Origin of the sequence: Microcella alkaliphila, assembly GCF_002355395.1 — a bacterium.
Lineage (GTDB): Bacteria > Actinomycetota > Actinomycetes > Actinomycetales > Microbacteriaceae > Microcella > Microcella alkaliphila_A.
Window position 1 is genome coordinate 687,944 of record NZ_AP017315.1, and the last position, 21,541, is coordinate 709,484.

Genomic DNA, 21,541 nt, shown 5'->3' on the forward strand with positions numbered 1-21,541 from the left:
AGTAGCGTCTCCCCAGGCTATTGATCAGGTGATCAACAAACAAGCGATCGCGACGAGGAGATCCCATGGCGTGGCGCATGCCGGCAGAGACCGCACCGCAGGCCCGAATCTGGATGGCGTTCCCTCGCGAGGGCGACGTCATGGGCGACAGCTCGGCCGCCCGAGAGGCCACCTACGCTGCGTGGACTGCCGTGGCTCACGCGATCACCGACTTCGAACCCGTGACGATGGTGGTTGACCCGAGCGAGCGCGAGCGCGCGCGCCGCATGCTGAGCGCCGACATCGACGTCGTCGAGGCGCCCCTTAACGACTTCTGGATGCGCGACTTCGGCCCCACGTTCGTCCTCGACGACGAAACGGGCCAGCTCGGCGGGGTCGACTGGATCTTCAATGCCTGGGGTCAGGGCGCCGACTGCGAGCAGGACGCGCTGATCGCGGAACGCGTGATCGGCGAGGCCGGCGCCACGCGCATCCCGAGCCTCTTGGTCAACGAAGGAGGCGGCATCCACGTCGATGGCGAGGGCACCGTGCTCGTCACCGAGACCGTGCAGCTCGACCCCGACCGCAACCCCTGGGCGACAAAAGAGCGCGTCGAGGCAGAGCTTTCCCGAACGATCGGCGCGACGACCGCGATCTGGCTGCCGCGTGGCCTCACCCGCGACTACGACGAGCTGGGCACCCGCGGCCACGTCGACATCGTTGCAACCTTCGCCGCGCCGGGACGCGTTCTGCTGCACGCCCAGCTCGACCCCGCGCATCCCGACCACGCGGTGATGCCCGAGATTCGGGCCGCGCTCGAGGAGGCCATCGACGCGCGGGGTCGCCGCCTCGAGATCATCGACCTTCCGGCCCCTGCCCAGCTCACCGACGATGAGGGCTTCGTCGACTACAGCTACGTCAACCACCTCGTCGTCAACGACGGGGTGATCGCCTGCGGCTTCGGTGACGAGTATGCGGATGCCCGGGCCCGCGACATCCTGTCGGCCGCGTACCCGGGGCGCGCCGTCGTCACGGTGGATGCGCGCGAGATTTTTGCGCGCGGCGGCGGCATCCACTGCATCACGCAGCAGCAGCCGGCGGTGACGGGCGGAGGTCGCGGGTGACGCGCATCCCGCTCGTCGAGGCGAGCGTCGCGGAGCTGTCGGCATCCCTCGCGAGCGGGCGCACGACCGCGGTCGAGCTCGTGACCGGGTACCTCGAGCGCATTGCCGCCTACGATGCTGCGGGCCCGACCCTCAACGCCTTCGTCGTCATGAACCCGGATGCTCTCACCGAGGCCCGAGCGAGCGATGAGCGGCGCATACGGGGTGAGGCGCTCGGCCCGCTCGACGGCATCCCGTACGGCGCAAAAGACTCATTCATGGTGCGCGGGCTGACCGTTGCGAGTGGTTCACCGGCCTTCGCCGACCTCGTCGCCCAACGCGACGCGTTCACCATCGAGCGGTTACGGGCGGCCGGCGCCATCTGCCTGGGTCTCACCAACATGCCCCCGATGGCGAACGGCGGCATGCAGCGCGGGCTGTACGGGCGCGCCGAAAGCCCGTATAACCCCGACTTCTTGACGGCGCCCTTCGGCTCGGGCTCGTCGAACGGTTCGGGGTCGGCGCTCGCCGCGTCGCTGTGCGCCTTCGCGCTGGCAGAGGAGACGTGGTCGAGCGGTCGGGGCCCCGCCTCGAACAACGGGCTCGTCTGCTACACGCCGAGCCGAGGCATCATCTCGGTGCGCGGCAACTGGCCGCTCGTGCCGACCATGGACGTCGTCGTTCCCTATGCGCGCAGCGTCGACGACCTGCTGCTCGTGCTCGACGCGGTGGTCGCCGACGACCCCGAGACGCGGGGTGACTTCTGGCGGGTGCAGCCCTGGGTCGAGGTGCCGACCGCTTCCACCGTGCGGCCCGCGTCGTACCCCGCGCTCGCCGACCCCGAGGCGCTGCGCGGGCGCCGGCTCGGCGTGCCCAAGCTCTATATCGGCGGCGACGACGCGAGCGGCGAACGAATCGCAACCCGCGCATCCGTCATCGATCAGTGGCGTGCCGCCCGGCGCGACCTGGAGGCGGCAGGTGCCGAGGTCGTTGAGGTCGACATCCCCGTCGTCACCGACTACGAGTCGCGCGGCTACGCCGACGACCGATCGCTCGCGGCCCGCGGCTACGTGCCCGCGACGTTCGCCGACCATGAGCTGTACGAGTTGTCGATGTGGGGGTGGGACGAGTTTCTGCAGGCGAACGGCGACCCCAGCCTTCACCGCCTCGTCGACGTCGATCCCGAGCTGATCTTCCCCGAGCCTCCTGGCGCGCTGCCCGGCCAGTACGACGATCACCTGAGCCGGTTCGCGCCAGAAGACGTCGAGCTCGCCGACTACGTGCACCGCGCGCGCACACACGGGGTTCCGACGCTGGAGCAGATTCCCGACATCGCTGAGGCTGCGCAGGGTCTCGAGCGGGCACGCCGTGAGCTGTTCGAGGCCTGGCTCGACGAGCTCGCCCTCGACGCGATCGTGTTCCCCGCGGTGGCCGATGTCGGCCCGGCCGACGCCGACGTGAATCCCGACAGCGCGGCGCTCGCGTGGCGCAACGGCACGTGGGTGGCGAACGGCAATCTCGTGCCGCGTCACCTGGGCATTCCGGCGGTGCAGGTGCCGATGGGGCTCATGAGCGACATCGGGATGCCCGTGGGGCTCACAATCGCCGGTCGCGCGTACGACGACGCGGCACTCCTGGCTTTCGGTTCTGCGTTCGAGGCGGCAGCGAATCGCGCCGGTTCGGCGCTGGGCGCCACGCGCCGCGCTCCGTCGCGCACCCCCGAGCTCGGTGCGGGCGCGGCCGACGGGTAGCCGACGGGCGCTAACGGCCTGCTCTACAGGGCCCGCAGCACGGGCGCGTTCCACCCGTCGTAGCGACCCCCGTGGCTGTCGACGATCGTGAACACCTGCGTGGTCAGACGGTCGGCGGTCTCGACGTCGACGGTGGCGATCTGCGCGGCGATCAGCACGCCGTGCGTGAGGCGACGTCGCTCGACTGTGACCGTCCAGCCTTCGGCATCGAGTTCGATCGCGGCCTCTTTGGCATCGGCGATGCGCCGGAACTCAGCGAAGTGTTCGACCCGTCGCGGCGCATCGACGTCGTCGTGCATTTTGATGCGCTGCACGTACTGTTCGACGTTGCCAGAGAGGTGATGCTGGAGGTCAGCCACCAGGGGAGTGTAATCCGCTCTACATAGAAAGGGGGATGCGCGGTGTCGCGCATCCCCCTTTCTGTGTGAGTGTGAGGGTTATACCCGTCGGCTCCCCGACAGGGCCCGGATCAGGAAGACGATGACGGCCAGCACGAGTAGCACGATGCCGACGTAGAGCAGGAAGTTGACCGCTTCGATGAGGCCACCAGTGACGAGCAGGATGATGGCGATGATTCCAGCAATGATGAGCAGAAGGTTCATGATTCTCCTTGTGTGATCGGGGTGTGCCCCCGACCGTGGGAAGCGAGCTTGTGACTGCTTCGCCGAATCGGGGCGAAAGTGACGCTATGCCCCCGAATGGGGGGTGGGGGTAGTCAATTCACCTCCCTTCCACTTCACTCTCAGCTTCGGTTCAGTTTTCGCGGAGGTGTGCCAATGTCCGGATTGACGCCCCGACGCGCCGCCGTCCTGCGAGGCGTCAACAGCCGCGCTGCGACTAACGAGTTGCTGGCAGGCCTGGCGCACCGACCCTTCACTCCGCGGGCGTTCGGCGCCTTCCTCGCCGACGCAATTTTGCGCGGCGCTCCCCGCGGCGGGCCATGCCCTCGGCGCGGGCGTCCCCGTCGCGGCTCTCATCACTGACTTCGCCGACGGCCAGATCGCCCGGCGCACGAGCAGCGTGACGCGCTTTGGGGCACAGGGCGATTTCCTTGCCGACGCCGCGCTCTGGACCTGGTTTGTGATCCGCTACGAGAACAGCCCGGGGTGGCGTCCCGGCGCGGACGACGCGGAAGGTGAAGACGCAGACGAAGCCGTCGACCATGGCTTGACAGTACCCCCAGGGGGTACTAGCGTGCCGGGCATGGATCACGCTCACGACCAGCACGATCACCACGACCACCACAACCACCACGACCACGTGGCGCAGTACCGCCGATTGTTCTGGGTCACGTTCGTGCTCGCGATCCCGACCGTCGCCTTCAGCATGATGTTCGCCGACCTGGTCGGCTACGAGCTGCCCATGGGCGGCGTGTGGGAGTGGATCTCGCCGGTGCTCGGCGTCATCATCTTCGTCGTCGGCGGGCGCCCGTTCCTTGTCGGCGCTGTCGATGAGATTCGGCGCCGCAGCCCCGGCATGATGCTGCTCATCGGCCTCGCCATCACGGTCGCGTTCCTCGCCTCGTCGGGCGCCAGCATCGGCCTCCTTCCGCACGAGCTCGACTTCTGGTGGGAACTCGCCCTCCTCGTGGTGATCATGCTGCTCGGACACTGGATTGAGATGCGGTCGCTGGCGCAGACGACGAGTGCTCTCGACTCGCTCGCGGCTCTCCTGCCCGACGAGGCAGAGCGCGTCGGGCCCGACGGCGAGATCGAACGCGTGTCGCCAGACGCCCTCCACGTCGGTGATGTCGTTGTCGTGCGACCGGGAGCCCGCGTGCCCGCCGATGGTCGCATCGTGGCGGGAGAGGCGGAATTCGATGAGTCGATGATCACGGGCGAGTCGCGCACCGTCCGACGCGGTGAGACGGATGCGGTCGTCGCCGGCACCGTCGCCACCGACGGCGGCGTCCGCATCGAGGTCACCGCGACGGGCGACGACACCGCCCTGTCGGGCATTCGCAAGCTCGTCGCCGACGCGCAGGCCTCGAGCTCACGCGCCCAGCGACTCGCCGACCGCGCCGCCGCGTGGCTGTTCTGGTTCGCGCTCGGCGCGGGGGTCATCACGGCGATCGTCTGGTCGCTCATCGGCGCCCCCGACCTCGCGGTCGTGCGCACCGTCACGGTGCTCGTGATCGCGTGTCCGCACGCGCTGGGCCTCGCGATACCGCTCGTCGTATCGATCTCGACGGAGCGCGCCGCGCGCGGCGGCGTGCTGGTCAAAGACCGCCTCGCCCTCGAAAGCATGCGCACGATCGGGGCGGTGCTGTTCGACAAGACCGGCACCCTCACGAAGGGTGCCCCGACTGTGCTAGAGGTCGAGACGTCCGGCGGGTTGTCGGACGACGAGGTGCTGGCACTGGCAGCGTCAGCGGAGGGGGACAGCGAGCATCCCCTCGCCCGCGCGATCGTGCGCGCCGCGACCGAGCGGGGGCTCACCGTGCCAGACGCGACGAGTTTCCATTCCGAGGCCGCGCTGGGGGTGAGCGCGACGGTCGACGGCGGCGAGGTGCGCGTCGGAGGGCCCCGCATGCTCGATGATCACGGCGCGACGCCACTCGCGGCGACCGGGGCGTGGAGCGACGACGGTGCCATCGTGCTGCACGTTCTCGTCGACGGCGAGGTTGCGGGTGCGCTGAAGCTCGCCGACGAGGTTCGCCCCGAGTCGCGCGAGGCCGTCGACACGCTGCACGCCCTCGGCATCGAGGTCGTCATGATCACCGGCGACGCTGAGGCGGTGGCGAACGCCGTCGCCGACGAACTCGGCATCGATCGCGTCTACGCCGGGGTGCGCCCCGAAGACAAGTCGGCGAAGGTCGCGGAACTGCAGCGCGAAGGGTTGAGTGTCGCGATGGTGGGCGATGGCGTGAACGACGCCCCGGCACTCGCGACGGCCGACGTCGGTATCGCGATCGGCGCGGGCACCGACGTTGCCATCGGGTCGGCGGGCGTTATTCTCGCGAGCGACGACCCCCGTTCGGTGCTGTCGGTCATCCGCCTGTCTCGCGCCGGCTACCGCAAGATGGTGCAGAACCTGTGGTGGGGTGCCGGCTACAACCTGGCGGCCGTGCCTCTCGCGGCCGGCGTGCTGGCGCCCATCGGCTTCGTGCTACCCATGTCGGTCGGCGCGGTCCTCATGTCGCTGTCCACGATCGTCGTCGCGCTCAACGCACAGCTACTGCGCCGTCTCGACCTCCGACCCGCCGAGAGCGTCGCCGCGCTGCGCGCGTAGTCACGGACCGCGGTCACGGCGCCCGGTCAGCATCCGCTGAGAACCCGGGCGCCGTGCATCCGCAGCCTTCTAGGGTGGATGTATGGCCGCCGTCACCGCACTGCCCGTCGACCGCCACGTGCTCGCTGAGAGCCCCCGCTGGGATGCCGCGACCGGCACCATGAGCTGGGTCGACATCGAGGCGGGTCGCCTCATCGTCGCCCGGCCGCAGCCCGACGCGCAGGTCGACATTCTGCGCACCCTCGATTTCGACGAGCCGGTCGGATGCGCGTTCCGGCTCGGCGACGCGCGCTTCCTGTTGGCGCTCGGTCGCCGCCTCGGCTTCGTGACCGCGGTCGGCGACGTCACGACGTCGCGCGATCTGCTTCCCGACCATCAGCGCTTCAACGACGGCGTCATCGACCCCGCCGGTCGGCTCATCGTCGGCTCGACCGCCGTCGACCCGGCCGGCCCGCACGAGGGCAACGTGCTGCTGCGACTCGAGCACGACGGGGAGATCACGACCCTCGACACGGGGCTCGGCATCTCGAACGGCCTCGCCTTCGCCCCCGACGGAAAGACTCTGTACTCGGTCGACAGCGCCGCGGGCGTCATCTACGCGCGTGACTACGACTACGAGACGGGCACGGTTGGCGAGCGCCGCGAGTTCGTCCGCATCGACGAGGAGGGCGTCGAACCCGACGGCCTCGCCGTGGATGCCGACGGCGCCGTGTGGGTTGCGCTGTGGGGCGGCTCGGCGGTGCGCCGCTACAGCGCTGACGGGTCGGTCGATCGCGAGGTGTCGATCGGCGTTCCCCACGTGACGGCGCTCGCGTTCATAGGTTCGACCCTGCAGCACGCTCTGGTGACCACCGCGAGTCGTGACCTCGACGATGCGGCGCTCCGCGAGCATCCTGACGCCGGAAAGGTCTTCGTTGTCGACCTCGATGTGACCGGGCAGTACGGCTACCGGTGGCGCCCGGGGCCGCTGCCGCAGTAGAGCGATGTCGGGGAGGCGGTGCGCGCATCCTGACCGCTTGCTGAGTCGGCATGCTGTGATGTCAACCCCCTGACGTGGGCGGCAAGCGGGCGTAGCGTCGCCAGTCGTTCGGCCACACCCGGCCGAGCACTACGACGCGACAGGGAGACACTCATGAGCACCGTTACCTCCACGATCGACATCGATGCGCCCATCACCACCGTCTACAACCAGTGGACGCAGTTCGAGACGTTCCCGCAGTTCATGTCGGGCGTCGACCAGGTGCGCCAGCTGAGCGACACCCTCACCCACTGGGAGGTGTCCATCGCGGGCGTCGACCGCGAGTTCGACGCCGAGATCGTCGAGCAGCACCCCGACGAGCGCATCGCCTGGAACTCCGTCGGCGGCGAGAACCACGCCGGCGTCGTCACCTTCCACCGCATCGACGACGACCGCACACGCGTGTCGCTCCAGCTGGAGTGGGAGCCCCAGGGCGTCGTCGAGAACGTCGGCGCGCTGCTGCAGGCCGACGACATCCAGGTCGACCGCGACCTGCACCGCTTCAAGGAGCTGATGGAGGAAAACGGCTTCGAGACCGGAGCCTGGCGCGGCGACATCGACCGCGCTCCCGACGCCACGGGACGCTAAGCGCGAACTGACTCACACTCCCCGGCGGCTAGCGTTGACCGGGTGACGAACACCCCCGCCGACGACCTCGCGATCCTGCGGTGCCCGCACTGCCTCGGGTCGCTTCAGGCCGTCGACGGGGGTGCGTCCTGTTCGGCGGGGCATCACCACGACCGCGCCAAGCACGGTTATCTGAGCCTGCGCGTCGCCGCTCGCGGGCTGGGCGCGCCCGCCACGGGCGACACCGCCGACATGGTGGATGCGCGCGAGCGATTCCAGGGCGCCGGTCACCACGACGCCATCGCCGCCGCCGTGCGCGACGCCGCCGTCGGTGGCGCGTCGGCTGCCCCGGGCGACGAGGGCTGGGTCGTCGACCTCGCCGGCGGTCCGGGCTGGCACCTCGGCCAGGTGCTCGACGCTCTGCCCGGGATGCACGGCCTCCTCCTCGACGCCAGCACCGTCGCCGTGCGGCGCGCCCAGCGCAGCCACCCGCGGATCGTCGCCGCGACGGCGGACCTGCGGGCGCGCATCCCGGTCGGTGACGGCGCCGCGGCCGCCGTGCTGAAGGTGTTCGCGCCGGGGCCTCCCGCCGAAATCGAGCGCATACTGGCGCCCGGCGGAGTCCTGGTGGCGGCGATTCCCGAGCCGGAGCACCACCGCGAACTCGTGCAGCCGCTGAAGCTGCTGAAGGTGCCGGCGGGCAAGGCCGACGAGCTGGTGGCCTCGCTGCCCGGGCTGCAGGAGGTCGCGCGAACCATGGTGCGCGACACCGCCCGCGTTGATCGCTCCGCCGCAGCCGATGCCGTCTTCATGGGGCCGAACGCGTTCCACCAGAAGCGCGCGGAGGTGGAGGCGGCGCTGGCCGCGGGCTCCGAGAACCGCGAGCTGACCGTCGCCGTCACGGTCGTCACGCTGCGGGCGCCGGGGGGTTAACCCCCCTCTCGGTTCGGGTGGGCGTCGGATGGGGCCGAAACGCCTGCGTCGGAAGGCTGGAGGCATCGCGTGAGAGTCGCGCGCATGCCATCCTGACCGGAGACAAGGAAATGACGACCACCATGACTGCAGAGGCCGAAGCGCCGCGCACGACGCGCCCCGCGACCGGTGCCGCGCATCCACCGACCCCGCCAAGCCTGCCGCCGCTCGACGACTGGAGTTACCGCGCCGTGTGGCGTCGGCTGCCCCGCGGCCTCGGCTACCTCGTGCCGACCTTCGCCATCGCGATCACGGTTAGCGCCATCCTCAACTCGCTGTTCTCGGCCGGCGTCAGCCTGCTGATCGTCGTCGTCGGGCTGTTCCTCATCGCGTTGACGCTGCTGCTGGCCCGCTTCGCCGGCTCGTTCGAGGTGTTGCGCCTGCGCTGGTCGGGCGAGCGCGCGATCGCGGAACCCGACTGGCGCATCGACCCGAGCCAGCCGCTGTGGCGCAAGGCCCTCACCCCATTCGCGAACGGCCACTACTGGCTGAGCCTGTTGCACGGGGCGATCATCGCGCCGATCGTCGCGACGATCAGCTTCGTGCTGCTCACCGTGTGGGGGTCGTTCATCCTCGCCGGCGTCATCGCGCCGTTCGCGTGGGCCCTGGGCGGCCGCCGATTCGTCGGCCCCGACCTCATGGGCATCGTCGACCGCATCGGTGATGGCGGGGGCTTCGGCCCCGGTTACTGGGTGTGGATGGAGCGCTTCGGCGGGCCGCTGCGCGACCAGGGCCTGTACTTCCCGCTCGAGCTGAACGGCGTCATGGCCGTCCTCGCCATCGCCCTGGCGATCGGCGCCATCCTGACCCTGCCGTACCTGGTGCGCTCGATGGCGTGGCTGCACGCCGCGATCGCCCGCCCGCTGCTCGGCCGCTTCAAGAGCGAAGAGCTCGAGGGTCAAGTCTCGAGCCTGTTCACCGCCCGCTCCGCCGCGGTCGCCGCCGAGGGCAGCGCCCTCAGCCGCATCGAGCGCGACATTCACGACGGCCCGCAGCAGCGCCTGATCCGCCTGCAGATGGACCTCGCCGCCGCCGAGCGGCGCCTCGACGAGCAGCCAGACGATGCCAAGAACCTGATCGCGGATGCTCGTCGCCAGGCCCAGGACGCCCTCGACGAACTGCGCAACCTCTCACGCGGCTTCGCCCCGCCGCTGCTGCTCGATCGGGGACTGTTCGCGGCGTTGGAGTCCCTGGCGACGCGGTCGAGCATCCCGGTGACGATGCAGTCGACGCTGGGCGCGACGGCCGACCTGCCCGACGAGGTCGCGCGCAACGCGTACTTCGTGGCGAGCGAGCTGATCGCGAACGCGACGAAGCACTCCCAAGCGACAAGTGTCACGCTCGTGGTGGCCCGTGAGGGCGGCGACCTCGTGATCGCCGTCACCGACGACGGAGTGGGCGGCGCGGCCGAGACGCCGCACCACGGGCTGGCGGGTCTGCGCGACCGCGCCGTGAGCCTCGGCGGCACCTTCACGCTTTCGAGCCCCGACGGTGGGCCGACCGAGGTGCGCGTGACGTTGCCGCTCAGCGGAGTTGGCGGCGCGGGAAGCGCCGGTGGCTCCGGCGGCGCCGCTGGCTCGAGCTCTGCCTCGACCGCGAGCGGGGACGATGCCTGACATGGCCTCGACCGCACCGGCCCTTCGCGTGGCGCTCGCCGATGACTCGGTGCTGCTGCGCGAGGGGCTGGTGCGCCTGCTCGCCGACGCCGGCATGGAGGTCGTCGGGGCCTTCGGCGACGCGGACTCCCTGCTCGCCGCCCTGCCCACCCTCACCGTCGACGCCGTCGTGCTCGACGTGCGCATGCCCCCGACGTTCCGCGACGAGGGGGTGCGGGCGGCGGTGCGGATCCGACGCGAGTTCCCCGCCATCGCCGTGCTGCTCTTGTCGCAGTACGTCGAACTGCCCTACGCGACGGAGCTGCTCGCGGGCGGCGAGGGGCGCGTCGGCTACCTACTCAAAGACCGCATCGTGTCGCTCGACGACGTACGCGACGCTCTGACGCGCATCGCGGCGGGCGGCACCGTGCTCGACCCCGAGGTGGTGGCGCAACTCATGGGACGACGCCGTGACCCCCTGCAGCCGCTGACCCCGCGCGAACGCGACGTGCTTGAACTGATGGCGGCGGGGCGCACCAACGCCGCGATCGCCGAACGCCTGTTCATCGGCGTCGGAGCCGTCGAGAAGAACGTGTCGTCGATCTTCGCGAAGCTCGGGCTCGACGAGACGCAGGGCGACCACCGCCGCGTGCTCGCGGTGCTCGCCTACCTGCAGCGCTGAGCGCGCTGCGCTGAGCGCGCTGCGCTGAGCGCTGCCGCCGTCCGACGCGGCGGTCTTGGGCTTCCCGGGTGCCGCGCGATTCGGCGGCGCAGGTCGACCGTCGAGTGTGCAGTTGTGGCGCTTTCGTCGCGGTTGATCCCGCCACGAGTGCACACTCGTGCGAGATCGCGTCAGTCGCGCGCCCCAGCCCGTATCAGTCGCGCGAATTCGAGCGGGTTCGCGCACATCGTGCGCGCGCACACCGGCTCGAGTTGCGCAAGCCCGCTCGGACTGGGTGAGGTGCAGGGCGCACACCGGCTCGAGTTGCGCGAACCCGCCCGGACTGGTTGAGGTGGAGGACGACGCGCTCTAGTAGTACTTGGTTAGGTTGGTCCAGCGCGTTGGCAGTAGGGGCAGTGGCTGAGCAGGCGGATGACCGCGGTCTGAAGGTCGCGGAGGATGCCGTAGAAGCTCAGGCTGCCCCGCGGGCTTTTGGGTCCGCGCTCAGGCGCTGGATCGTGATGAACAGGTGCGCGGCGCTCACGAGCGTGACGTGGTGGTGCCACCCGGGCCAGGTGCGTCCTTCGAAGTGGTCCAGGCCCAGGCCGTGCTTGAGTTCGCGGTAGTCGTGCTCGATGCGCCAGCGGATCTTCCCGAGCCGAACCAGCTCCGCGATCGGCGTGTGGGCGGGGAGGGTGGACAGCCAGTAGTCGGTGGGCTCGTCCGCGTCGTCCGGCCATTCGGCGAGTAGCCAGCACTCGGGTAGCGATCCGTCGGGCTCGCGGGGCAGGTTCCGGTTCGCGGGGCGCACCCGCGTGGCGGTGAACCGGCTGGTCATCATGCCGCGTGATCCTTGCCGCCACGACACCTGCTCGAACGCGTCGTCGCCGAGGGCTGCGATGAGGCTCTTCGCGCGGATCGGGTCACTGCGGTAGCTGGCCTGCACGGGTGGCCGCCCGCGTCCGCGGTAGGGCGGCATCTCGAACACCGCGGCTTCGGGGTGCATGCTGGTGTCCGACTTCACCTGCACCACGTAAGGGATTCCGCGGTCGGTGAGCGCGGTGCGGAAGTAGCCGATCTCGCCGTATCCGGCGTCGGCGCAGATCAGCGGCGGCAGCAGCCCCCAGCTGCGAAGCTCGTCGATCATCTCCAGCGCGAGCTCCCACTTCGGTCGATGCCGCACCGCGTCGGGGATCTGCGCCTTCACCCGCCGCGCGACGACGAGGTCGGCGTGCTCGTTGGTGTCCGAGCAGGTGTCGTCCCACGATTCGGGAAGGAACAGCCGCCAGTCCAACGGGCAAGACGCCGCATCGGTGACCGCGTGCACGGTGACACCGATCTGCACGTTCCCGACCTTTCCGAGCGTGCCCGAGTACTGCCGCGCCACCCCAGGTGAGGCTGGGCCGTCCTTGACGAACCCGGTGTCATCGACAACCCACGCCTCCGGCGACAACAGCGACGCCGCCTTACGGGCGAGCCGACGACGCACCGGCTCGACAGGCCACGGCGAGGAGGACACGAACTGCTGCAGCTGCTGATAATCGATGCCGAGCCGGTCGCCCATCGGCTGCATCGACTTCCGCCTGCCCTCCAGCATCAGGCCCTGCAGATACAGGCCACCCTTGGACCGCTGATCCTTCCGAGCCAGCGACGCGAACACCTCACCGACGAACTCGTCCAACTCGACCCGCACCCGCTCGATCTCATCCACCCGCACGCCGCGAGGTTAACAGTCACCACGACCATTAACAAGGACCTAACCAAGTACTACTAGTTGCGGGAATCCGCCCGGGTTCGCGGCGCGGGCGCGGGCAACCCTGCGGCGCGGCGCGGGCAACCCTGCGGCGCGGCGCGGGCAACCCTGCGGCGGCTCAGTAGCGGGCCAGCACGTCGGCGTCGCGCGCGTGGGTGATGGCGCGGCGCGCGGCGTCGAGCGCCGCCACCGGGTCGGTCGACGACTCGCGCTCGGCGAGCTCCAGCTCGCGGCGGGCCTGCTCGAGGCGGGCCCGCGCGGCGGCGGCGCCGCGTCCGCGGCCGGCCGCCTCCGCATCGGCCAGCTGGATGCGCGCGGTCACCATCGCCGCGTCGAGCGCCTCGCGCGCGTGGCTGAGCCGCTGCGCCTGCGTGCGTGCGGCGGCCAGCGCCACGTCGAGCGCGTCGAGGGCGCCGCGCAGCCGGGTGAGGGCGGGAAGCGGGTCGCGTGCATCCACGGTGCTGGAGAGCGCGGTGTCGACGTCGGCAACGGCACGGGTGATGCCGGCAGCGGTGTCGGGGTCGGGCGCGCTGTCGACGGCAGCCAACGCCTCGGTGCGCTGCACCCGCGCGTCGGCGGCGAGGGCGTCGAGGGCGGCGGCGACGTCGTCGAGCCGGGCGACCGCCGCGGCCCGGTCGTCGAGCAGGCGCTCGGCCGCGAGGATCGCGACATCGGCGTCGTCGAGGGCATCGGTGACGGGCGGCGGCACGGCCTGGGCGAGTGCGTCGTCGACGCGGGTGAGTGCGGCGTCGGCCGCGTCGAGCCGCTCGGCGGCGAGTCTGGGCGCGTCGGCGGCGGCGCCGAGAGCCCTCGCGCTGTAGATGTCGGGCGTCTCGTGCCGGCGTGCGCGCTCCTCGTCGGCGTGTCGCGCGCGCACGGCGGCCGAGCGTTCCCGCAGGCGGGTGAGACGCTCGCGCGCCCCCGACTCGGCGCTGCGCCGGCGCCGGAACGCCGTCTCGTGCTCGCCGAGGCTCGCCGCGATGCGCTCGGCAAGCATCACGATGCGGTCGGCGCGCTCTCGCTGCCGGAGGCCGGGAGCGGGATCGTCCACGAGCATCCCGTGCAGGCGGAAGATTTCGCGCCGGTCCTCCTCGGCCGCATCGATCGCCGCGCGGAACTCTGCTGTGTCGCGCTCGCCGAACTGGGCGAGGGCAAAGCCCAGCTCGCGGTCGGCCGACTGGAGGGCGTCGTCGGCCTGCACGAGCGCGACGCCCGCCTGCGTGCGCTGACTCTCGAGTTCGCGCTCGGGCCGGTGGCGACCCCGTGACACCATGACGATTCCGCCCACGAGAACTCCCGTGACGACGATGCCGACGGTGAAGGCCGCGGTGAGCACTCCCGAGACGATGCCGCCGAACAGTTCCACGAGACGGAAGTGTATGCGGCGCATCTTTACTCCCGCGGCGCGGAATACCGGGCGAATCGCTGGGCCGGTCGTAGGGTGACCGCGTGTGGCGTGCCGACCGATACGACGATCATGAGCTCGACGATGCTCCCGCGGCCGCGCCGTCGGTGGAACCGGGGGCGCTCACTATCGGCGACCCCACGGTGAAGCCGATGAACGTGGCGAGCGAGACCTGGCAGCGCTGGCGCGACGAGCTGGCGGCGTTGGGCGGCGAGAGCCCGCTGCTGCACTTCGATGACGAGCGTCGCGGCCGCATCGAACTCGGAACGAGCCACCCCGGAGGGCTCGCCCGCTTCATCGCCGGCAGTCCGACCCTGCTCAGCAACCTGGTGCGCGACGACATGGCGTTGAAGGCCGCGCGCGTGGCCGCCGAGCGCATCGCAGACAAGGGTCTCGAGCTGTCGAGCGTGCGCGGCATCGACGCCATCGCTCTCGGCATCGGGATGGTGACGTGGAGCCACGCCGGCGTCGACTACCGCGCTCCGCTGCTGCTGCGCCCGCTCGACCTGCGCCGCCGCGGCCGCGACATCGAGCTCACGCTGCTCGACCGCCTCGTGCTGAACCCGGCCCTTGCGCGCGTCCTCGCCCAGCAGTTCTCGTTGCACCTCGATGAGGAGGCCTTCGTCGCGCTGGCCGACGACGGGGGCACGTTCAAGCCGAACCCGCCGCTCGACCGGCTGCGCGGCCTGACGGCGCATCTCGACGGTTTCACGATCACGCCGCGCCTGGTCGTGTCGACGTTCGCCGAGGTGGGCCCGGCGCTCGCCGCCGACGCGCGCGACCTCGCGCATCCGGTGCTCGATGCGATCGCCGGCAACACGAGTGCGCGCTGGGCGGTGCAGGAGAGCCAGACGACGGTCACCCCCGTGCCGGCCGACCAGCGCCCGCCTGAGACCGACCTGCTGCTGCTCGACGCCGACGCCGAGCAGGAGGACGTCATCGCGAACGTCGCCGCCGGCAACTCGATCGTTGTCAAGACCCTGCCGGGTACGGGAGCCACGCAAACCGTCGTCAACGCCCTCGGCACGTTGATCGCGCAGAACAAGCGCGTGCTCGTCGTGAGCTCGCGTCGCGCGGCGCTCAGTTCGATCCAGCGCCGCTTCACCGACATCGGGCTGAGCGGCGTCACGGTCATGCCCCGCACGCTGCGGCGCGACCTGATCCGCGCAATCAGCCGCAACGAGAAGGCGCAGAAGCCGCGCGTCGCCGACATCAACGAGGCGCTCGTGCGCCTGCGCGGCGTGCTGCTCGACTATCGCGAGGCGCTCGGCCGCCCCGACCCGAAGCTCGGCATCAGTGTCTACGACTGCGTCACCGAGCTCAGCCGCCTCGCGCTGCTGCCGGCGCCTCCGACGACCCGCGCCCGCCTCGAGCGCTCCGCCGTCGAGACGCTCGCCCACAACCGGGCGCACGCGGCCGACGTCATCGTGCAGGCCGCGAAACTCGGCCAGTTCACCTACGGTCCGGGCGACTCGCCGTGGTACGGCGCGACCTTCTCGACCGGCGAGGAGGCGACCCGCGCCCAGGAGCGCGCCCGCCGCCTGCACACCGACCTCGTGCCGCGCCTGCTCGACCGTGCCGTCGCGCTCGTCGCGACGACCCCCATGCGGCAGTTCGAGACGCTCGCCGAGCTCGGCACCTACCTGCGCCTGCTGACCGACCTGCGCGACACGCTCGACAAGTTCCAGCCAGCCGTGTTCGACCGTTCGCTGAGCGAGCTCATCGCCGCCACCGCGCCGCGGCGCGAGGGCTCGACGATGCCGGCCACGACGCGCCGCCGCCTGAAGGCACTCGCGAAAGAGTACGTGCGGCCCGGCGTTCACGTGAGTGATCTGCACGACGCGCTCACGCGCATCCAGCAGCAGCGCATCCTGTGGCAGCGCTTCGCGCCCGTCGGCATCACGCCAACCGTGCCCGTCGGCATCGCCGATGTGGCGGTCGCGTTCCAGCAGGTCGAGCAAGACCTCGAAGCCCTGGATGTTCCGCTCGGCCACACGACGCGAGAAACGCAGCTGCTGAACCGCCGCATCGACGACCTGGTCACGACCCTCGCGGGTCTCGCCGCGGAGAGCGACGTGCTCGCGAACCTGCAGGAGCGCACCGAGCTGATGCGCGAGATGCAGCCGTGGGGTCTCACCGCCCTGCTCGATGACCTCGCCCAGCGTCACGTGCCGCACGAGCAGGTCGCGGCTGAGCTGGAGCTCGCGTGGTGGCGTAGCGCCCTCGACAGTCTGCTGCAGGCCGACCGGGCGCTGCTCGGCGCCGACACGGCCGTCCTCGACCGGCTCGAGTCCGACTTCCGGCTCGTCGACGAAGCGCACGCCGCCGGCAGCGCCGCGATGATGGCGTGGCAGCTGTCGGAGGCCTGGTCAATCGGCATCACCGACTGGCCCGACGAGGCCGCCGCGCTGCGCGGCTCGCTGAAGAGCGGCGCGATCACCCCCGCCGAGCTGCAGAAGCACGCCCCGCACTTGAGTCGTCCGCTCGCGCCCGTCTGGCTGAGCTCGCCGTACGACGTGCACGAGATCAGCGACGACATCCCGTTCGACGCCGTGTTCGTGCTCGACGCCGGCGCGGTCACGATCGCCGAGGTCGCCCCCGCGATCCGCCGCGGCCGCCAGGTCGTCGCCATCGGCGACCCGGTCACGCAGACGCCGGCCGCGTTCTCGATCGCCGTCACCGACCGCCCGGCTGCCGCCGACACCAGCGACGTGGATGCTCGTCACTCCTCGAGCGCGCTCGTGCAGCTCTCCGAGCTGCTTCCGACGCTCAGCCTCACCCGCTCGTACCGCGCGGGCGGCGAAGACCTGGCCGAGCTCGTAAACCGTCGCTTCTACGCGGGCCGCATCGACTCGCTGCCATGGGCGGGATCGTTCCTCGGCCACCCGTCGATCGCGGTCGACTACCTCGACGACGGCAACGGCATGCCCGACGACGACACCGGCACGATCGAGAGCGTCGACGCCGAGGTCGACCAGGTCGTCACCCGCGTGCTCGAGCACGCGACCGCGCGGCCGAAAGAGTCGCTCATGGTGATCACCGCGAGCGCGAAGCACGCCGCCCGCGTTCAGACCGCGGTGCTGCGGGCCATGCAGTCGCGCCCCGACCTGCACGACTTCTTCCTCGGCGACCGCGCCGAACCGTTCGTCGTGCTGACCATTGAGCAGGCGGTCGCCCAGTCGCGCGACCGGGTCATCTTCTCGATCGGGTTCGGGCGCACCCCGCACGGCCGCGTGCTGAGCGAGTTCGGAGCCCTCGGACGCCCGGGTGGGGACCGGCTGCTGGCCGTCGCGATGACCCGCGCGCGCCGGTTTGTGCGCATCGTGTCGTGCATCCGCGCCGACGACCTCGACGACGACCGCATGGGCCCCGGCGCCCGCGCGCTCGCCGAGCTGCTCGCCGATACCGAGGCACGTCGCACTGCCGTCGACGTTCCCGACGACAGCGACCCCATGCTGATCGACCTGGCCCGCCGGCTGGAGGCGCGGGGCCTGCGCACGGCGCTCGGACACCGCGGCAAGCTGCGGCTGGTGGCGAGTCGCGGCGGTTACTGCATCGCGATCGACACCGACGCGTCGCTGGGCACGATGAGCCTGCGCGAGTCGCTGCGGCTGCGGCCCGACCTGCTGCGCCGCCTCGGCTGGCACTACGCCCGCGTGCACGTGTTCGAACTGTTCTCGAACCCGGATGCGGTCGCCGAGCGCATCGTCCAGATGGCGCGCCCGGTCGCGGTACAGCCTCCGCCCGCTCCCGCGCCGCCCGCGCCGCCGTCGGCCGAGCGGCGGGCACAGGCCGCGCAGAGCGAGACGCAGCCGCTGTTCTGATCGCGCGTACCCTGGTGCGCGTGACCACGAACGACTCCGCGGATGCTCGGGGCGACGCCCCGCGCCCCCGTCGCGCCCGTCGGCGGGTCACCACCGCGGCCCCGCCCGGGTCTGACCCGGCGCCGGCCCGCGCGCCCCTCACCGCTGAGCCGGAGCGCCACGGTTCGGGCGAGAACGACGACCGGTTGCGGGCCGACAAGCCCCCGCACTACGCATGAGCGACGTCGAGCGCCCCGCGCGCGGGGTCAGCGACCTCGGCGAGCTGCTGGCCACGATGCAGCCAGAGCTCGACCCCGACGCCTGGGTGTTCGCCACCGCTGCCGAGCCGCTCGCCGGCGCCGAGGTCACCGTCGTCGAAGCAGAGGGGGTGACGTCGGTGCTGCGCAAGCACGACCTGCCGACGGCCGGCGACGCTCCCGCACGCCTGCGGGTGAGCCCGCCCTTCGCGCGCATCACCCTGCAAGTGCACTCCGACCTGGAGGCGGTGGGCCTCACGGCAGCGGTCGCGACGGCACTCGCGGCGGAGGGTATCCCGGCGAACGTGGTCGCGGGGTTCTTCCACGATCACATCTTCGTGCCCTGGCCACGAGCATCCGATGCTCTGGCGAGTGTGCGCGCGCTTCAGCGAGACGCGGCGCGCCCGGGGGATGCTCGGGGCTAGCTCCCTGAGGATTGCCCGCGCTGGGCGGCCAGCAGGTCGCGGATCTCGGCGAGCAGCTCTGTCTCGGTGGGCGGCGCGTCTTCCGACACGGCGGGCTCGCCCGCCTTGCGGCGCTCTTCTGCACGGCGCTTCAGCGTGTTGATCGGCAACACGAGCGCGAAGTACACGACGGCCGCCACGATGAGGAAGTTCAGGATGGCCGCGAGTACGGCACCAAACACCAACTGTGCCTCGCCGCCCGTCGTGGTGGGGATCGCAATGACGAAGGCGGTCGACAACGACTCTGCGTTGAACAGAGCGCCGATCGCCGGGTTGATCACGGCGTCAACGATGGCTGTGACAACGGCGGTGAACGCCGCGCCGATGACAACCGCGACAGCAAGCTCGACGACGTTGCCGCGTAGGACGAACTCTTTGAAGCCCTTCAGCATGGTGGCTCCTTCAGGGGAGGGGACGGGAGGTCGACCCTCCTGACCCTAGCTAGCGGCGGCCGCCGGCGCGGAAGTTTTCGACCCCGAGTCGGACGAGCTCGCCCCACTCGACGATGAGCTGCCCGACGAGCCTGAGTCCGATGAACCAGGCCCCGACCCTTCACTCGCGCCCGCGCGGCTATCGGTGCGGTAGAAGCCCGACCCGTTGAAGGTCACGCCGGTCACCGAGAAGATCTTGCGCAGGCGACCCTGGCAGGCGGGGCACTCGGTGAGCGCGTCGTCGGTGAAGGCCTGCTGGACGTCAAACGCGTTCGAGCAGGCGGTGCAACGGTAGGAGTAGGTGGGCATGGCGGTGGGTCCTCCGCCGTCAAGGATACGTGCGCTCAGAAGCGCCGAATGCCACCCGGGGTGACCACCCCGTCGACGGGCTGGTCGTGTGGTTCGTGGGGGAGCGCATCCACGATTTCGTCGTCGAAGAGCACGGCGAAGACGGGCGGGCGGTTGTCCATCGAGCCGAGCGTCTTGTCGAAGTAGCCGCGCCCCCAGCCCATCCGCATGCCTCCGGTGTCGCACGCTGCTGCGGGCACGAGCATGAGCCCGACCTCGTTCACCATGATCGGCGGCACAATTCCGCCGAGAGGCACGGGCATTCCGAGCACGTCTTCGCCTTCGTCGTCAGAGTCGTATGCCGCCCAATCGAGCAGCCCGTCATCGCGTGACACGGGAAGGAGTACGTCGACCCCGTTCTCGCGCGCCCAGGCGAGGTAGGCGCGGGTGTCGGGCTCGTCGGGCGTCGAGAGGTAGCAGGCGACGGTGCGTGCCCCCAGCGACTGGGTGAGCGCAATCAGCTGCGTCGTCAGGGATGCTGTGCTCGCCTCGCGCTCGGGCGCCGGCCGAATGCGCCGCCGCTCTCGCAATTCGGCGCGCAGCGCACGCTTGGCGCTGACCGGGTCGCTCGACATACACAGCATCGTAGGCGCGCCCGCGCTCTGCCGGGGTGTCCCGATACGCTGAGGTCATGTCGCGACCGATCACGAAAGCCGTCATCCCCGCTGCAGGACTCGGAACCCGGTTCTTGCCGGCGACGAAGGCGATGCCGAAAGAGATGCTGCCCGTCGTCGACAAGCCCGCGATCCAGTACGTGGTGGAGGAGGCCGTCACTGCCGGCCTCACCGACGTGCTCATGATCACGGGCCGCAACAAGTACGCGCTTGAGAACCATTTCGATCGTGTCACCGAGCTCGAGGCGACGCTCAAGCGCAAGGGCGACGACGTGAAGCTCGAGAAGATCATGGAGTCGACGAACCTGGCCGACATGCATTACGTGCGTCAAGGCGACCCGAAGGGTCTCGGCCACGCTGTGTTCCGGGCCCGGCAGCATGTCGGGAATGAACCCTTCGCGGTGCTGCTCGGCGACGACATCATCGACGAGCGCGACCCGTTGTTGCCGCGCATGATCGACGTCGCCACGAAGCGCAACGCGTCGGTTGTCGCGCTGTTGGAGGTCGACCCCGCCCAGGCGCACCTGTACGGTGTCGCGACGGTGGAGGCGACCGACACCGACGACGTCGTCAAGATCACCGACCTGGTCGAGAAGCCGGCGCCCGGCACCGCCCCGTCGAACCTCGCGATCATCGGACGCTACGTGCTGAAGCCCGAGATCTTCGGCGTGCTGGAGCGCACCGAACCGGGCAAGGGTGGCGAGATTCAGCTCACCGACGCCATGCTCGAGCTCGCGCACGATGAGGCGAGCGGCGGTGTCTACGGGGTCGTGTTCCGCGGCCGCCGCTACGACACGGGCGACCGCCTCGACTACATCAAGGCCATCGTGCAGCTCGCCTCCGAGCGCGACGACCTCGGCCCCGACCTGCGTCGCTGGCTGACGGGCTTCGTCGCCGAGCTCGAGGACTAACAGGCCTTTATGGCCGCCATTCCCACGCTGCGCGACGGCGCGACGCTGTTGCGTCCGATTCGGGCTCGGGATGCGCGCATCCTGGAACGCGAACTGGTCGGCAACCGTGCGTGGTTGCGCCCGTGGGAGGCGACCAGCCCCAATCAGAACCTCGCCTGGGATACGAAGGGCAGCATCCGTGGCCTGTTGCAGCAGGCGCGCGCCGGCAGCGGTTTGCCGTTCGTCATCGAGTGTGACGGCGAGTTCGCCGGCCAGCTGAACGTCTCGCAGATGACGTACGGCTCGCTCGCGTCGGCGACGCTCGGCTACTGGGTTGCCGAGCGGTTCGCGGGGCGCGGGCTGACCCCGACCGCGGTGGCGCTCGCGACCGACCATCTGTTTTTCTCGGTGGGCCTGCACCGCATGGAGATCTGCATCCGACCCGAGAACGCGCCGTCGCTTCGCGTGGTCGAAAAGCTCGGGTTTCGCTACGAAGGGCTGCGGCGCCGGTTCATCCACATCGACGGCGACTGGCGCGACCACTTCTGCTTTGCGCTGACCGTCGAGGAGGTTCCGGTGGGAGTGCTGCAGCGCTGGAAGCAGGGCCGCGTGCCCGAGCACGTCGCCGACGTGCCCGAGGTCGACCGCATCGCGGCGCGCCGAGGCTTGCGCCTGCCGTAGCGGCCCTAACCTCGTGCC

The 21,541-nt window shown here is 70.6% G+C and carries 20 protein-coding genes and 1 pseudogene; 14 read left to right on the forward strand and 7 right to left on the reverse strand.

Going from position 1 to position 21,541, the window contains the following annotated elements; translation table 11 throughout:
• Positions 1-65: 65 nt before the first annotated feature.
• On the forward strand, positions 66-1,103 hold the full coding sequence (locus tag CPY97_RS03340; RefSeq protein ID WP_096420784.1) for an agmatine deiminase family protein: 1,038 nt from the start codon (positions 66-68) through the stop codon (positions 1,101-1,103).
• The gene (locus CPY97_RS03345; protein WP_096420785.1) at positions 1,100-2,833 is read left to right on the forward strand and encodes an amidase; all 1,734 of its coding nucleotides are present in this window, start codon (positions 1,100-1,102) and stop codon (positions 2,831-2,833) included. Before CPY97_RS03340 ends, CPY97_RS03345 begins: the two co-directional genes overlap by 4 nt.
• A gap of 23 nt (positions 2,834-2,856) precedes the next feature.
• Here the strand turns inward: CPY97_RS03345 and CPY97_RS03350 are convergent, their stop codons facing one another.
• Together CPY97_RS03350 and CPY97_RS13545 are read right to left on the reverse strand one after the other, a co-directional pair.
• Positions 2,857-3,192 (reverse strand): ribonuclease E inhibitor RraB, encoded by a 336-nt coding sequence (locus CPY97_RS03350; RefSeq protein ID WP_096420786.1) that lies wholly within the window; start codon positions 3,190-3,192, stop codon positions 2,857-2,859.
• Positions 3,193-3,270: 78 nt separating this feature from the next.
• Positions 3,271-3,435 (reverse strand): hypothetical protein, encoded by a 165-nt coding sequence (locus tag CPY97_RS13545; protein WP_173826858.1) that lies wholly within the window; start codon positions 3,433-3,435, stop codon positions 3,271-3,273.
• A 229-nt stretch (positions 3,436-3,664) separates the two neighbouring features.
• Here CPY97_RS13545 and CPY97_RS13860 point away from each other — a divergent pair.
• The 7 genes and pseudogenes from CPY97_RS13860 to CPY97_RS03380 all read left to right on the forward strand — a co-directional run.
• A pseudogene (locus CPY97_RS13860) lies at positions 3,665-3,907 on the forward strand (CDP-alcohol phosphatidyltransferase family protein); the annotation flags it as partial.
• A gap of 129 nt (positions 3,908-4,036) precedes the next feature.
• Entirely contained in the window at positions 4,037-6,064 is a 2,028-nt protein-coding gene (locus CPY97_RS03355) for a heavy metal translocating P-type ATPase (RefSeq protein WP_096420787.1), read from the forward strand.
• An 82-nt stretch (positions 6,065-6,146) separates the two neighbouring features.
• Positions 6,147-7,043, forward strand: a complete 897-nt coding sequence (locus tag CPY97_RS03360; RefSeq protein WP_096420788.1) for an SMP-30/gluconolactonase/LRE family protein — start codon at positions 6,147-6,149, stop codon at positions 7,041-7,043.
• A gap of 153 nt (positions 7,044-7,196) precedes the next feature.
• Entirely contained in the window at positions 7,197-7,670 is a 474-nt protein-coding gene (locus tag CPY97_RS03365; RefSeq protein WP_096420789.1) for an SRPBCC family protein, read from the forward strand.
• 42 nt (positions 7,671-7,712) lie between these two features.
• Positions 7,713-8,582 carry a putative RNA methyltransferase gene (locus CPY97_RS03370; RefSeq protein ID WP_096420790.1) on the forward strand — a complete coding sequence of 290 codons (870 nt, stop codon included), beginning with the start codon at positions 7,713-7,715 and terminating at the stop codon, positions 8,580-8,582.
• A gap of 110 nt (positions 8,583-8,692) precedes the next feature.
• Complete coding sequence (locus CPY97_RS03375) at positions 8,693-10,237, forward strand: sensor histidine kinase (RefSeq protein WP_096420791.1); 1,545 nt, start codon at positions 8,693-8,695, stop codon at positions 10,235-10,237.
• A 1-nt stretch (position 10,238) separates the two neighbouring features.
• Positions 10,239-10,898, forward strand: a complete 660-nt coding sequence (locus tag CPY97_RS03380) for a response regulator transcription factor (protein ID WP_096420792.1) — start codon at positions 10,239-10,241, stop codon at positions 10,896-10,898.
• A 451-nt stretch (positions 10,899-11,349) separates the two neighbouring features.
• Here CPY97_RS03380 and CPY97_RS03385 read toward each other — a convergent pair whose 3' ends face one another.
• Complete coding sequence (locus CPY97_RS03385; protein WP_150129172.1) at positions 11,350-12,594, reverse strand: IS701 family transposase; 1,245 nt, start codon at positions 12,592-12,594, stop codon at positions 11,350-11,352.
• Between the two features lie 154 nt (positions 12,595-12,748).
• Positions 12,749-13,996, reverse strand: a complete 1,248-nt coding sequence (locus CPY97_RS03390; RefSeq protein WP_150129173.1) for a hypothetical protein — start codon at positions 13,994-13,996, stop codon at positions 12,749-12,751.
• A gap of 83 nt (positions 13,997-14,079) precedes the next feature.
• Here CPY97_RS03390 and CPY97_RS03395 point away from each other — a divergent pair, with 83 nt between their 5' ends.
• The 3 genes from CPY97_RS03395 to CPY97_RS03405 are packed head-to-tail and all read left to right on the forward strand — an operon-like array spanning position 14,080 to position 18,520.
• Positions 14,080-17,859: a DEAD/DEAH box helicase gene (locus CPY97_RS03395; protein ID WP_096420794.1), complete on the forward strand. Its 3,780-nt coding sequence runs from the start codon at positions 14,080-14,082 to the stop codon at positions 17,857-17,859.
• Positions 17,860-17,879: 20 nt separating this feature from the next.
• Positions 17,880-18,077, forward strand: coding sequence for a hypothetical protein (locus tag CPY97_RS03400; RefSeq protein ID WP_130281154.1), 198 nt, complete (start codon positions 17,880-17,882; stop codon positions 18,075-18,077).
• Positions 18,074-18,520, forward strand: coding sequence for an ACT domain-containing protein (locus CPY97_RS03405; RefSeq protein ID WP_096420796.1), 447 nt, complete (start codon positions 18,074-18,076; stop codon positions 18,518-18,520). The genes CPY97_RS03400 and CPY97_RS03405 overlap by 4 nt, the downstream gene beginning before the upstream one ends.
• Here CPY97_RS03405 and mscL read toward each other — a convergent pair.
• The 3 genes from mscL to CPY97_RS03420 are packed head-to-tail and all read right to left on the reverse strand — an operon-like array spanning position 18,517 to position 19,913.
• Positions 18,517-18,951: a large conductance mechanosensitive channel protein MscL gene (mscL, locus tag CPY97_RS03410; RefSeq protein WP_173826859.1), complete on the reverse strand. Its 435-nt coding sequence runs from the start codon at positions 18,949-18,951 to the stop codon at positions 18,517-18,519. The genes CPY97_RS03405 and mscL overlap by 4 nt on opposite strands.
• Positions 18,952-18,996: 45 nt before the next feature.
• Positions 18,997-19,299: an FmdB family zinc ribbon protein gene (locus tag CPY97_RS03415; protein WP_096420797.1), complete on the reverse strand. Its 303-nt coding sequence runs from the start codon at positions 19,297-19,299 to the stop codon at positions 18,997-18,999.
• Between the two features lie 35 nt (positions 19,300-19,334).
• Positions 19,335-19,913 (reverse strand): 5-formyltetrahydrofolate cyclo-ligase, encoded by a 579-nt coding sequence (locus tag CPY97_RS03420; protein WP_096420798.1) that lies wholly within the window; start codon positions 19,911-19,913, stop codon positions 19,335-19,337.
• Between the two features lie 56 nt (positions 19,914-19,969).
• On the opposite strand from CPY97_RS03420, the gene galU reads away from it, so the two are divergent.
• Positions 19,970-20,863, forward strand: a complete 894-nt coding sequence (galU, locus tag CPY97_RS03425; protein WP_096420799.1) for a UTP--glucose-1-phosphate uridylyltransferase GalU — start codon at positions 19,970-19,972, stop codon at positions 20,861-20,863.
• A gap of 9 nt (positions 20,864-20,872) precedes the next feature.
• A complete protein-coding gene (locus tag CPY97_RS03430; protein WP_096420800.1) occupies positions 20,873-21,523 on the forward strand; it encodes a GNAT family N-acetyltransferase in 651 nt (216 codons plus the stop codon).
• Positions 21,524-21,541 lie beyond the last annotated feature (18 nt).